The sequence below is a fragment of the Streptomyces sp. NBC_00271 genome (assembly GCF_036178845.1).
Taxonomy (GTDB): Bacteria; Actinomycetota; Actinomycetes; order Streptomycetales; family Streptomycetaceae; genus Streptomyces.
Window position 1 is genome coordinate 463248 of record NZ_CP108070.1, and the last position, 12966, is coordinate 476213.

General features: G+C 69.0%; 11 protein-coding genes and 2 pseudogenes. 6 read left to right on the top strand and 7 right to left on the bottom strand.

Going from position 1 to position 12966, the window contains the following annotated elements; genetic code table 11:
* The first annotated feature begins 223 nt into the window (after window positions 1–223).
* Both OG798_RS02455 and OG798_RS02460 read left to right on the top strand, forming a co-directional pair.
* Window positions 224–1307, top strand: a pseudogene (locus tag OG798_RS02455) (NADH:flavin oxidoreductase/NADH oxidase).
* Window positions 1308–1622: 315 nt separating this feature from the next.
* Entirely contained in the window at window positions 1623–2837 is a 1215-nt protein-coding gene (locus tag OG798_RS02460) for an FAD-dependent oxidoreductase (protein WP_328756080.1), read from the top strand.
* Window positions 2838–3116: 279 nt separating this feature from the next.
* Here the strand turns inward: OG798_RS02460 and OG798_RS02465 are convergent, their stop codons facing one another.
* Both OG798_RS02465 and OG798_RS02470 read right to left on the bottom strand, forming a co-directional pair.
* Window positions 3117–3251, bottom strand: coding sequence for a hypothetical protein (locus OG798_RS02465; RefSeq protein WP_267060276.1), 135 nt, complete (start codon window positions 3249–3251; stop codon window positions 3117–3119).
* Window positions 3248–3943 (bottom strand): alpha/beta fold hydrolase, encoded by a 696-nt coding sequence (locus OG798_RS02470; protein WP_267060277.1) that lies wholly within the window; start codon window positions 3941–3943, stop codon window positions 3248–3250. Before OG798_RS02470 ends, OG798_RS02465 begins: the two co-directional genes overlap by 4 nt.
* A gap of 76 nt (window positions 3944–4019) precedes the next feature.
* On the opposite strand from OG798_RS02470, the gene OG798_RS02475 reads away from it, so the two are divergent.
* Window positions 4020–4601 (top strand): TetR/AcrR family transcriptional regulator, encoded by a 582-nt coding sequence (locus OG798_RS02475; protein ID WP_121417966.1) that lies wholly within the window; start codon window positions 4020–4022, stop codon window positions 4599–4601.
* Here the strand turns inward: OG798_RS02475 and OG798_RS02480 are convergent.
* Entirely contained in the window at window positions 4580–5473 is an 894-nt protein-coding gene (locus OG798_RS02480) for an LLM class F420-dependent oxidoreductase (RefSeq protein ID WP_267060279.1), read from the bottom strand. The genes OG798_RS02475 and OG798_RS02480 overlap by 22 nt on opposite strands.
* 385 nt (window positions 5474–5858) lie before the next feature.
* Here OG798_RS02480 and OG798_RS02485 point away from each other — a divergent pair, with 385 nt between their 5' ends.
* The gene (locus OG798_RS02485) at window positions 5859–6974 is read left to right on the top strand and encodes a MerR family transcriptional regulator (protein WP_328756081.1); all 1116 of its coding nucleotides are present in this window, start codon (window positions 5859–5861) and stop codon (window positions 6972–6974) included.
* 404 nt (window positions 6975–7378) lie between these two features.
* Here OG798_RS02485 and OG798_RS02490 read toward each other — a convergent pair whose 3' ends face one another.
* The gene (locus OG798_RS02490) at window positions 7379–7864 is read right to left on the bottom strand and encodes a transposase (RefSeq protein ID WP_328756082.1); all 486 of its coding nucleotides are present in this window, start codon (window positions 7862–7864) and stop codon (window positions 7379–7381) included.
* A 638-nt stretch (window positions 7865–8502) separates the two neighbouring features.
* Between OG798_RS02490 and OG798_RS02495 the strand changes: the two genes are divergently transcribed.
* Window positions 8503–9162 (top strand): DUF1707 SHOCT-like domain-containing protein, encoded by a 660-nt coding sequence (locus OG798_RS02495; protein WP_121417963.1) that lies wholly within the window; start codon window positions 8503–8505, stop codon window positions 9160–9162.
* A gap of 7 nt (window positions 9163–9169) precedes the next feature.
* Here OG798_RS02495 and OG798_RS02500 read toward each other — a convergent pair.
* Window positions 9170–9446: pseudogene (locus OG798_RS02500) on the bottom strand (ATP-binding protein); the annotation flags it as partial.
* A gap of 334 nt (window positions 9447–9780) precedes the next feature.
* Window positions 9781–10995 carry an enoyl-[acyl-carrier-protein] reductase FabV gene (fabV, locus tag OG798_RS02505; protein WP_121417962.1) on the bottom strand — a complete coding sequence of 405 codons (1215 nt, stop codon included), beginning with the start codon at window positions 10993–10995 and terminating at the stop codon, window positions 9781–9783.
* Window positions 10996–11400: 405 nt separating this feature from the next.
* Here fabV and OG798_RS02515 point away from each other — a divergent pair, with 405 nt between their 5' ends.
* A complete protein-coding gene (locus tag OG798_RS02515) occupies window positions 11401–11943 on the top strand; it encodes a GNAT family N-acetyltransferase (RefSeq protein ID WP_121417961.1) in 543 nt (180 codons plus the stop codon).
* A gap of 195 nt (window positions 11944–12138) precedes the next feature.
* Here OG798_RS02515 and OG798_RS02520 read toward each other — a convergent pair whose 3' ends face one another.
* Entirely contained in the window at window positions 12139–12750 is a 612-nt protein-coding gene (locus tag OG798_RS02520) for a TetR/AcrR family transcriptional regulator (protein WP_095858401.1), read from the bottom strand.
* Window positions 12751–12966: the final 216 nt, after the last annotated feature.

Below are 12966 nucleotides of genomic sequence, written 5' to 3' on the forward strand. Positions count from 1 at the left end.
GCCCTGCCCGCGAGGGCAAGGCCGACCGAGAGCAACGTCGATCGCAGCCGTTCGGTCCGCCGACCAAACCTACGCGTGAACCCCGGCACCTCAGCGCCTGTGGGAGAGCAGGTGCTGCAGGCCGTGCGGGGTGGCGTGGCCGGCGTATTCGGCGAGCTGCCAGCTGTTCTTTCGGTGTGCGGACCTCGTCCGAGACACGATCCCTCACCAAGGAAGTACCGCAATGACCTCGCTATTCACCCCCTACGACCTCAGGTCGCTGACCATCCCCAACCGCATCTGGATGGCGGCGATGTGCCAGTACAGCGCCTCCCCCGACGGCGAGAGCGTCGGCGCGCCCACGGACTGGCACTTCACACACCTGGCCGCACGTGCCGCCGGCGGCACCGGACTGATCATCACCGAGGCCGCCGCCGTCAGCCCCGAGGGCCGCATCTCCCCGTATGACCTCGGCATCTGGAACGAAGCGCAGGTCGCCGCCTTTCAGCGCATCACCGCCTTCCTGAAGTCGCAGGGCACCGTCCCCGGGATCCAGCTGGCGCACGCCGGACGCAAAGCGTAGACCGAGCGCACGTGGATCGACCGCGGACGCCCGATCGCCCCGGACGAGCCCCACGGCTGGACACCGGTCGGCCCCAGCCCGGTGGCTTTCGACAAAACGTCGACGGTTCCCGAGGAGCTCACCACGGCCGGTATCCGCGAGATCACCCAGCAGTTCGCCGCTGCCGCCGTACGCGCTCTCGCAGCCGGCTTCGAGGTCGCCGAGATCCACGGAGCCCACGGCTACCTGATCCACCAGTTCCTCTCCCTGGAGAGCAACCGCCGGACCGACGAATACGGCGGCTCCTTCGAGGGCCGGATCCGCTTCGCGCTGGAGATCGTCGACGCCGTACGCGCCATGTGGCCCGAGCACCTGCCGGTGTTCTTCCGTATCTCCGCCACCGACTGGCTGTCCGAGAACCCCGAGGACAGCCGACGACACCGTCCGCTTCGCCAAAGAGCTCCAGGCACACGGCGTCGATCTCATGGACGTCTCCACCGGCGGCATCGTCCCCGACGCGAAGATCACGACCGGGCCCGGCTACCAGGTCCCCTTCGCCGAGCGCGTCCGCAACGAGACCGACCTGCCCGTCGCGGCCGTTGGCATGATCAGCGAGCCCGCGCAGGCCGAGGAGATCCTCACCTCGGGCAAGGCCGACGCCGTCCTCCTGGCCCGTGAGCTACTGCGCAATCCCTCCTGGGCCCGTCACGCCGCCGACCGGCTCGGCGGCACGGTCACCACCCCTATCCAGTACCACCGAGCCTGACACCCCCGCCCCTCCGGTGCTGCGCCCAGCCCGCCGGCCCACGACTCCGCGTGCGGACCGGGAGCCCGTAGCCCGGCCCGCAGGGCGCAGGCCGCACACCACCGGCGTTCGCCGGTGGACGGCGGCACCCGAGACGGAGAAGCAAGATGACGCTGATGGCCACGGAGAAGGCGCTCCTGACCTGGACCGAGGATCTTCTCCACGATCGCTCACGGTCCGGTAGGTAGTCCGGATGGCGGTCATGCGCTCGTACGGTGCCGTTGAGGCACGTCCGGTGCGTCCCTTTTCGTTTCATCTTCGAGAAGGGACACAGCTGTGTCGGATCTGCATGTCATCATCGCCGGAGGCGGGCTGGGCGGCCTGGCCCTCGCGCAGGGGCTTCGCCGGGCGGGGATCAGCGCCGCGGTGTACGAGAAGGACTCCACTGCGGCCTTCCGCAACCAGGGCTACCGCATCGGCATCAACTCCGACGGCATCACCGCGCTCAGGGCGGTGCTGACGCCGCAGGCGTACGAGGTGTTCACGGCTACCGCCGCCACCCCCGGGTCGCGCATGGACGCCTTCGACCACCAGCTGAACCTGCTGCACGCCCAGGAACTCCCGCCCGTCCCGGACCTGCCCGGCGGCGGGCACCTGGCGGTCAACCGCATGACGCTGCGGCAGATTCTGTTGTCCGGCCTGGACAAGGCGGTGCGCTACGGTGCCCGGCTGACCCACTACGACACCGACCGGTCGGGCTCGGTGACCGCGCACTTCGCGGACGGCACCAGTGCCACGGGCGATGTCCTGATCGGCGCCGACGGGGTCAACTCGGCCACCCGCAGGCAGTACCTGCCCCAGGCCCAGGTCGTCGACGCCGGACTGCGGCTGCTCTACGGCAAGGTCCCGTTCGCCGGTGACCAGGCCCGAGCCCTGGTCCCGCCCGAACTGCTCGGACTCTGGACCACCGTCATCGGCCCGGTCAAGCGCTTCGTGGGACTCGCCCCCGTGCAGTACCGCGAGCCCATGCACCGGGCGACAGCCCGGCTGGCTTCCGACATCGAGCTCAGCGACGACAGCGACTACCTGGCGTGCGTCTTCGGCACCCGACGTGAGCAGATTCCCTGCACGGACGAGGAGTTGTTCGCGACGAACGGCGCGGAACTGAAAGCGCTCACGCTCTCCCTCGTGGAGGGATGGCACCCTGGACTGGTCGAGATCGTGTCCCGCCAGGACCCCGCCTCGATCTTCCCGGTCTCGGTGCGCACCAGCGTGCCCGTCGCGACGTGGGAGACCACCGCGGTCACCCTGTTGGGCGATGCCATCCACGTCATGAGCCCTGCCATCGGCGTTGGCGCGAACACCGCACTGCGTGACGCGCGGGTACTGACCGCTCGACTCGTTCAGGCCTCCGGTGGTCGGCCGTTGGCCGATGCCCTGCACGCGTACGAAGAAGAGATGATCGGCTACTGCTTCGACGCCGTGCGCGCATCGGCCGCCCGCGGACACAACCTGGTGGGACAGGACCCGCTGCCCTCCACAGAGGTGTAGGCGTCTGAGTCTGGCGACCGCCCGCACACCGAACCGTGCGAACCGGTGGCGGGTCCACACCCAGGATCTGGCGATCGCCGGACCCGGAAATGTCGATGAGAAGTAGCACCGCCCGAAGTGTGGACGGGGCCTTCCCCGGTGCCGTAATGGTGGCCGGTCCTCGGACCGTGCCAAGGGATGCCGGTAGCTTCCAGCGAAAAACAACGCTAAGCGGTTGATCTTGGGGGCAACGCGTCAGGGGGAAACGGCGCTTGAGGATCAGCGGCCGGAAATCTGGCGTCACGCCGGTGTTCGTAGGTCGATGTCCTGCCCGTTGTAGGCCGTGTAGACCCTCGACAGAAGTTCTTCCTCGGCGCTCACGACGGCCTCCCGGTCCTCGGATCGCCGGCCCGGCTCGTCCGTGGCTGCCGTCACAGGCTCAGCAGCAGGTCCCGGACCGCGGCAGGCTGGGACAGGAACGGGTGGTGGCCGGCCTCGAGTTCGACGACGCTGCCGGCCCGGCGGGCGAACTCGCGCTGTAGGCGCGGCGGGGTGCCGCGGTCCTGAGTGCAGACGAGATACGTCGAGGGCACCTGATGCCATGCGGCCGCCCCGACCATCTGCCCCGTCACCTGCACGCTCTGCCGGGCGAGGTGATCCGCCGCCTGCGCCTGGACCTCAGGGTCGCAGTCCTGCAGGAACGTGTCCACGAGCAGCTCGCGGCGGACCCCGAACGTGCCGGCGTCAGGGTCAACGTCGAGGAACGGGGCAGGGCTCCCGTCCCCGAACTCCGACAGGCTCTGCCCGACCTCGGGCAGGTAGCTGGAGACCAGCAGCAGGTGGCGCACCGACCCGATTCCCACAGCGGCTTCCGCGGTGACGATGCCGCCGTAGCTGTGGGCGACCACGACGGTCGGCTCGTCGCCGGTCCGCAGCACCTGCCGCACCGCGGCAACGTCCTCGGACAGCCCCGGACCGCCGACGCCGCCGGGCAGGCCGGCCTCGCCGCAGCTCGGCAGCGCCGGGGCCACGCTCGGCACCCCTCGCTCCTGCAGCAGCTCGGCGGTGCGGTGCCACCACCACGACCCGTCCCGCACGCACGCCCCATGCACGAACACGACCCTCATCGCTTCCTCCACGTCTGCCGTGACCGCCTTTCGACCAACGGTAGACGTAGCCCCCGTTACGTGAAAAAGTCGCGCCGTGGGCAGACGACCGCAACCGCACATCAAGGAGAGGCTGCTCGATGCCTGCGCTGATCACGCCCTCGCGCACGGCCTCCCCGACCGGCTCGAGCCGCTGGCCACCGCCACCGGCACTTCAGCCCGCATGCTGATCTATCACTTCGGCACCCGCGACGCCCTGCTGCGGGCCGTCCTCGGGCGGGCGCGGCAACGCCAACTCGACACATTCGGCGACCTCCTGCGGGTGCGACCCGACGAGCCCTACACGGCCACCCTGGATCGCGCCTGGACCTCCATCACCGGCCCGGACGGGCGGCCGTACCTGCGGATGTTCGGTCAGCTGCGCGAGAGCGCGGAGCAGCAGTTGTGGCCCAACTTCCGGCGCACCGCGACGACCGACTGGCTCGGGCCGCTCGAAGACGGCCTGCGCAGCATCGGACGGCCGGATCTCGCTACGCTCGTTCTCGCTGTCATCCGTGGTCTCCTCATGGACCTCGACGCCACCGGCGACACCACCCGCACCGACCGGGCCTTCCGCGACTTCCTCGGCGCGGTCGAGCACCTTCCAGCGACTACCGCTCAACCACTTACCGCTCCCTGAAGCGTTGTCTCCGGGCGAATCCAGGTTTGGGCGATCTCCGCGACCCAGGTGGCCGCCGCCTCGGGAGCGGGTGGGGGTGCGCCGACGACGACGAGTTCGGTGACGCCTGCCGCAGCGAGTGCGGGGAGGTGCTCCGGGGTGCCCTCGCTCAGCGCGACGGCGACTGTGAGCTCGGCAAAAGCGCGACCGTGGCGGGCGCACTCGTCGGCGAGAACGGCGATGCGTGCCGGGACGTCGGCCGCCGGGACGTTGAAGCCGTACCAGCCATCGGCGAGCGTGGCCGCGCGGCGCAAGGCGGCGTCGCTGTTGCCTCCGACCACGACCGGGAGCTGGCCGCCGCTCAGCGGTTTCGGGTTGACCCGGATCGCGTCGAATCGGGTGAACTCCCCTGCGAAGGAGGCCGGGTCCTCGGCCCAGAGGGTGCGCATCGCGGCGAGGTACTCTTCGGTGCGCTGCCCGCGCCTGGCGAAGGGGACCCCGAGCGCTGCGAATTCCTCGGCCGACCAGCCGACTCCGACCCCGAGGCTGAACCGCCCGGCGGAGAGCACGTCGAGTGTGGCTGCCTGTTTGGCGACCACGATCGGATTGTGCTCAGGCAACAGGAGTACGCCGGTGGCGAGTTCGATTCGGCTGGTGACCGCCGCCGCGAAGGTCAGGGCAAGCAGCGGGTCCAGCCAGTCCGCGTCCGCGGGCACGGCGATCCGGCCGTCCACGGAGTAGGGGTAACGGGAGGCGGACGCATCCACGAGCACCACGTGCTCGCCGCACCAGAGCCTCGCGAAGCCGTGCGTCTCCGCGGCTGTGGCCACCGCACGGATCACCTCGGGACGGGCACCGTCACCGACACCGAGCGCGTGCAACCCCACTCGCATTCTCCACCTCCGGGCGTCACCTTAGGCGCGAAGCGCGGACGCGCTCGGGTGACGTGGCGCGCCGCGCGCGGAGGTGGCGGGGCCGGTCGTCCGGACGAGTGAGACCACCACCCCCGCCATTGACATGCCTGCGTCCACGACCGCTGATCTGTTCGCTATGCACGTCAACACAGCTGTCCGCATGGTCTTGCATGCCAAGAGGGACTGAATCGACTACGTGGCGGCCAGAGCAAAGAACCAAGGTGTCGAGGATTGGCGCGTGCCAGGTAGTTGACACATGCTGTGTCACATCTGAGGGACAGGGCCGGCGGGCTCCGGCCCACCCTGCGGTACCAGGAGCGAAGTGCTTGACCCTCACGTGGCGTCATGCCGCATGGTCGGTGACATGGAGGTACACCTGACCGTGGGACGCGTGGCCGAGCTGGCCGGCGTAAGCGTCCGCACACTGCATCACTACGACGAGATCGGCCTCGTGCAGCCATCCGCGCGGACCTCGGCCGGATACCGGGCCTACTCGGCGGACGACGTGGAGCGACTGCGGGAGGTGCTCGGCTATCGGCGGCTGGGCTTCGGATTGCGTGAAATCGCGGATCTCGTAGACGACCCGACCACCGACGCGGTCGCGCACCTCCACAGGCTGCGCGGCCTGCTGCTGGACCAGCGCGACCGCGCTGCTGCCATGGTGACGGCCATAGACAGGGAACTGGAGGCACGGGCAATGGGGATCAGGACCACACCAGAGGAACAACTGAAAGTACTCGGCGCGCAGTTGTACGAAGCCATCGGGTCCGCTTACCCAGCGACGCGGCGCACCGAGCCGCGGATCGCCGCGAGAGTCTGGGATGCGCTCGGGGACGCACGGACGGTACTGAACGTCGGGGCCGGCACCGGCTCCTACGAACCCCCGGACCGCGACGTGACCGCGGTGGAACCGTCGGCGGTCATGCGGGCGCAGCGTCCCGCGAGCGCGGCGCCGTGCGTGGCCGCCGCCGCGGAGAGCCTCCCGTTCGAGGATCAGTCCTTCGACGCCGCGATGGCCTTCAGCACCGTTCATCACTGGCAGGACCCGATTGCCGGGCTGCGCGAAATGCGGCGAGTGGCCCGGCGCGTGGTGGTGTTCACATACGACGCCAGTGACACCGGCTGGCTTCAGAGGTTCTGGCTCACCCGCGACTACCTGCCGGAATTCGCTGACCTTCTCGTCGGCTGGCCTTCACTGGCAGACCTGACCCGCGCGATCGGGGGGCGCGCGGAGCCGGTGCTCATCCCATGGGACTGCGCTGACGGCTTCTTCGAGGCCCACTGGCGCCGGCCGGAGGCGTACCTGGACGAACATGTGCGCCGCGCGGTATCGGTATGGACCAGAGTCGGGCCGGAGGCCGAGCAACGGGCGGTGAACAGCCTTCGCGACGACCTTTCCTCAGGCCGGTGGGCGGAGCGCAACCGCGACCTCGTCGCCCTCGACGCGGCAGAGCTCGGCCTCCGCCTTCTCGTAGCCTGAACCATCGTGCGCGAGAACGCCGCAACGAGCTGACCCGCCAGAATCAGTAAGACGTCGCCGCGGCGAGGCTTGGTCTCAAAGGCGCGCTCGACCTGGAGGCCCTCGCCGTACAGGTCGAGCACGGACCGGTCGGTCCAGACCAGCAGCTGCATCAGGGCGCCGTCGGAGCGCGCTACGTCTACCTCAATACGGACACCGCCACCGCGCTGGTCGTCCGGCTCCGCACAGGATCGGCCGGACAGCTCCTGGCTGCTCGGCATTGATGGCCCGGGCGAAGCGCGGGACGGTGCCGCGACTGAGGTGGAGTTCACGGGCGATGGCTCGCAGGCTGTCGCCGCGTTTGATGCGTTCGATGCGTTCGATGCGTTCGTGGATCTGCTGGTAGCGCGCACGGGTGCGGGCGATCAGGGGCCGCGGACGTCCCCGTGCACGTCGAGTTCACCCCGGGCGGTGGGGACGGTGTCCGTCGGCAGGCAGCTGTCGTCCTGGTCGGTCCCGACCGTGAGGGGTTCACGCAGTTCGGCGCGGTGTCGTCCGACGACGCGCTCGACGGCCTCGGCGAGGTTGTGCAGCAGATGCCAGGCGTCGGCCACTTGCCGGGCCTGTGGTGCACCGGCGCGGGCACCGTCGAGGAAGGAGCCGGCGCGGTCGCCACAGACGATCCGCACCTCGGAGTGTTCGCGCAGCCAGGCGGCGAAGGTGAGTGCGGTGCGGTCCGCGAGGACGTCCATGGGACGGTGAGTGTTCGTGTCCACAAGGATCGCTGCGTAGGTACGACCACGGCGCACGGCGAATTCGCCGACCCCCAGATACGGGACGGTCTCCGGCAGCGGGACGGGCAGTGCGCGAACGGGGTGGAGCAGGGTGTCCTTGCACGTAGTGACGGCCATGCGTCCGCACAGATTGGCTCCGGCACGTCCGCCCGGAATCAGGGCGGTGTCAGTGAGTTGGGCGACGAGGACATTCGTGCGGCGTGCGTGTCAACGCGTCGGATCCGGAATCCGCTCGGCGAACGTCCGACGCCCACAACTGCCGTTGCCGCACACGAGACGACGTCCCCGCTGCCCGCAGATCGAGTCGCACCTGTCGGCCGACGACGGGACGGCCCGCCAGACACCGCTGGTAGGAGCAGTGCACACGCGTGGATCTCCGTCCGTGTCGCGGGGGTAATGCCCGCCAGCTCCTGATCGTCATGCACCCCCAAGTCAGCGATAAAGGCCGAGAAGTGGGCCAGACCCGTTCTGCAGCCCCAGCATGGTGGTCGGCGGTAGCCCCGTTTCGCGAAGGTTCTCTGCACTTCGGACGCACTGAAGCGGCCCCGGGGCACGGTGTGAACTGGCCGCTGGGATGCGGTTGTTGTCGCGACCGGGTCTCGGCATGATGGATGCCGCACGCCATGAATCGACGCTGCCCATCGCCTCTTCGGGATGGGGCCCAGCCGGCATCCATGTCGCGATATAGCGTTAGTCTTCTACTCGCGCCGCTGCCTGCGTCGCGTGGAGACGTTCGACAGGACCAGGACGGAAGTATGTCGGGACAGATTTCGCCCACCGGGAAGCACTCCGGCCCCGGCTCGCCGCCCGAGCTGCGAGCCTCTCACGCCGACCGGGACCAAGTGGTGGATGTGCTGCGCATCGCGGCGGGGGACGGCCGGCTGACCGCGGACGAGTTGGACGATCGCCTGGAAGCTGCCCTGTCGGCGCGGACTCTGAGCGAACTGACCACGCTTACCGCTGACCTGCCGCCCGTATCGGCTACCGTCGGCGGGAGTGGAGCAGAGGTCAAGGACATCGTTCGGATCGAACAGGTCCACAGCGGGGCGGTCGAGCGCGTAGGGCGCTGGGTGGTACCGCGGAGGCTGGAACTCGCGGTGACATACTGTGAGGTGACGCTTGACTTCACTGACGCAGTGATCACGCACGGCACCTTGCGGATCGACGTGAGCATGACGGGGAAAACCCTGACGCTGATTACGAGGCCGGGCATCGTCGTCGACACTGATGGTCTGCAGCTGGTGCACAGCAGAGTCAAGTACCGTCAGATTCCGACGGATCCTGATACGCCGGTCACTCTGCGAGTGGAGCTGGTCGGTCAGAAGGCCCACGGCCGCGTGGTGGTGCGGCCACCGCGTCGGGCGTTCGGGCAGTGGCTGCTGCGTAGACCCACGTCCTTTTCTGCAGGCGCTTGACTCCATCGGTGCGGGCGAGCCTGTAGGTCTCGGTTCCAGTCGATTGGCCTGTCCACCATCGCGCGCAGAGCCTCGGGTCGGCGAAGGTGCGGCTCCACCCGTGAACCCTCGTTGGATGCGACCGCGATGCTGTGGAAGAGCATCTCCGCGCCGCGGCGGTCCAGTTCGAGGTAGCCGAGTTCGTCGATTTCGAGAAGGTCGACGCGCCCGCAGCGGGCGAGGGACTTGCCCAGCTGCCTATCGTCGGCGGCGTCGACCGGCTCGTTCACCAAGGACGCCGCGATCGCGGCCCCCGCCACCGGGCCGTGAGGGAGGTGCCTTGGCCCGCCGCATCACGGGGATTCTGAGGCAGGCCAAGGAAGTCGCCACCCAAATCCCGGTGGGCAGTGCTCAGGACGCGGGAGATGGTGGCCTGCCCGACACGTCCAGGAGCGTGCGGTACATCTCCCCGCGTTGGCCCCCGCCTTGGGCCGGGCGGGGGGCTGCCTGGGCACGGGTGAAGCCGCCTCGCTCAGCCGACGCGGCCACCAGGGCCTCCCCCTTGGCGCCGGCGGCGCGCTGCGCCGCTCACCTCAGTACGCTCCTCGAAATGGCGTTCCTCCATGCCGGATGCCGGGGTCAGGGTGTGTGGGTGGGCCAAGGGATGTCAGTGGCGACTGCGGCGGTGTAGTCGATGCCCGGCACGGAGAACCCGTACAGGCGTTGGACTTCGGCGCGGAACCAGACGAGGTCGGCGAGGTCGGCGATGGTGCTGGTGGTGGCGGCCTCCCAGCGTTCGGCGACGGCCGCCTGGACGTCGTCAGTGAGTTCCCAGTTGTCCAGGCGGACCCGGCCTTCGTCATCCAGAGTGAGCGGGGCAGCACCGGTGAGCTGGTCCCAGAGGGCGGCGAGCTGGTGTACCGGCGGGACCAGGTCCTCTCCAAGGACGCCGCGCAGCAGGCCGGTGTACAGGGCGATGCCGGGGATGGCGGTGGAGGACTGGGTGACGGCGGCGCCGTTGACGGAGGTCACGGCCCGCCCGCCTACGGTTTTGTCGAGCCGCTCGTTCAGGATGCGGGCGGTGGCCTCCAAGTGGGCCTTGGCCGCGCCGATGGTGCCCTGCCGGTAGATCGCCGCTGTCAGCGGCGATCCGATGTACGACAGCGCGGCGGTAGCGAAGCCGGCGCCGAGCAGGTCCCGTCCGGCGAGGTGGTCGACCCAGCGTTCCCAGTCCGCGCCGCCCATCACGGCCACGGTCTGCTCGACGTCATCGCCCTCGGCCGGCCCGGTCTCGACCTCGCGGACCTCGGGAACGCCCTGATCGTCGAAGAGAAGAGTCTTGGTGCGGTTCGCCTGGCCGATCGGCTTGAGGACGGAGGCGTACGTGGTGCCGCTGTCGGGGTCGGTGCGCCGGGGCGCGGCCACCGAGTAGATCAGGTAGTCGAGCCTGCCGCCGAATCGCTGCTCGATGAGGTCGGCGACCTGGTTCTTCATCGTGTCGGAGAACGCGTCGCCGTTGAGGAAGACCAGATCCCGCCCGGCGGCGCGGGCGATGTCGGCGGTGGCGGCGGTGCGGTACCAGCCGGCTGTAGCCGTACGCCGTTCGGTAGGGGCCTTCTCGAAGGAGACCATGATGCCGCGGATGCCGGCGCGCTTGAGTCCGGCGAGAGTGGCCGCCAGGCCGTATCCGGCCGAGGAGCCGATGATCAGAGCCACCGGCCCGGCACCCTCCGGCGCACCGGCAGGGGTGGGGCATGCCTGCCACATGTCGGCCACCAGCTGCTCGCAGCCCGCCGGGTGGGAGTCGAGGAAGAGGAAACCCCGGTTGCGGGGGGTGAGAACGCGCTCGCTCACGATTGCAGTCCTTGGTTCGGCTGGAACAAAGACACGGCGACCAGCCGGGCCACCGCTTCCTGCAAGTCTGCGACAGGACGGACACGGACAGAGGCCCCGCCAGAGACAATGATCACGAGCCGGTCTTGGAGTGTTCCCACCACTTCCAACAGAGCAGCAACTGCAGCCAGCCTCGGCATTACCCGCCCAGCGCTTCGCCTACACCCTCCACTGATCCGCCACCGGGCCGGACGAAAGGGAGACAGCGCGCTGCCGCCGCGAGCACAGACGCTACGAGCGCAAAACCAAGCATCTCCGGACCTTCGTCGGCATCGCCAGCTCCCTCATCTGCTACCGCCGGTACACCAACTGAGCTGATCTTTTATTGGTTTGCCGCAGACCAGCCCGGTCGGATAGGAAGCTTGCATGCTAAAGGGCAGCAAGGTCGGGCTGAGGGCCCGGCACGAGGACGACATCCCGGTCCTGCGGACCGAGCTCTACGACGACGTGGTCAACGGCTCGCGGGCCGAAGGCCGGCCGTGGCGGCCGATCACGCCAGGTTCGAAGGACTCGCGTCTCGTAGTGGACGACAAGGAGCAGGGGCTCGTCCCGTTCTCCGTGGTGGAGCTGGACGGCGGCACGCTGGTCGGTACCGCGACGCTGTGGGGCATCGACAATCACAACCGGTCCGCTCACATCGGATTGGGGCTGCTGCCGTCCTCGCGCGGCAAGGGCTACGGCACCGACGTGGTCGCGGTGCTCTGTCACTACGGTTTCGTCGTGCGCGGCCTGCAGCGGCTGCAGATCGAGACGCTGTCGGACAACGACGCGATGCTGCGCTCCGCCGAGCGCAACGGCTTCGTCCGCGAGGGCGTGCTGCGCTCCTCGGCCTGGGTGCTGGGCGAGTTCCTGGACGAGGTGCTGCTCGGACTCCTCGCCCAGGACTGGAAGCCGGACTCGAAGGGCTAGCTGCCGCCCGACGGTCAAGGGCGGGCCGCGGAGCCGACATGGACGGCCGAGAGCCAGGACGAACCGGTCACTCTGTCACTCCACGCCCTTGGGCACTCCGTCCGCGAGAGCGCCGACTATCTCGGCATCACGCCGACGGCAGTGCCTGTCGGCATGCCGGGTTTGAAAGCCGAGACCTGGCGGAACCGGTGCCCCTCAGCTCTGGGTGACATCCTCGGATGTTGCCCGGGCGAGGGTGTCCGCCACCGTTGTGCATGCGAGCCGGGTCACGGAGCGCAGCTCGGCGTCGGTGGCGCCTGCACGGCTCAGTACGGCGAGCGACTGGTTGACGGCGACGACAAACGTTGCGAGCTCGTCGAGCGTTCGGCTGTCGGCCGAGGAGTCCGCCAGTGCCGCACGTACCCGTTGGCGCTGTAGGTCGAGCAGGCCACGCACCTGCCCACTGTTCTCCTCCTTCAGCGTCAGTGACTGCGCGGCGGACTGGGCGATGAGGCACCCCACGGGGACCGACGGGTCGGCGATACGGCCCAGGATGACGTCGAAGAATGCCTCGACCGCGCGCACCGGGTCACCGGGATGCGCCGCGAGCGCCTGCTCATACTGCGCACCGTAGATCGACGCATAGCGGTCGAGGCACTTGCCGAACAAGGCGTCCTTGTTGCCAAAGGCGCCGTAGAGGGAGCCGCGGCCGAGGCCGGTGGCCGCACCGAGGGCATCGAGTGAGGCGTCCGCGTACCCGCGCTGCCAGAACACCCGCATGGCCTGGTCCAGAGCCGCACTGATATCGAACTGCTTTCGGCCGGACACAGCGTCCACCTCCTCCTTCACACCCCTGTCACGTCTCTGCTGTAAGCCTACTCGCATCTTGGATCGATCGGTCGAGTCATCTTTGACCGATCGATCCAAGATGGTTAACGTGAGGGACTTGGTCCTCGCACTCGAAAGGCCGCACGATGATCGACGACATCGCGTCAGACGTCCGCGCACAGGCTATTCCGTCCGCCGACGGACGTCGGGCGCGCG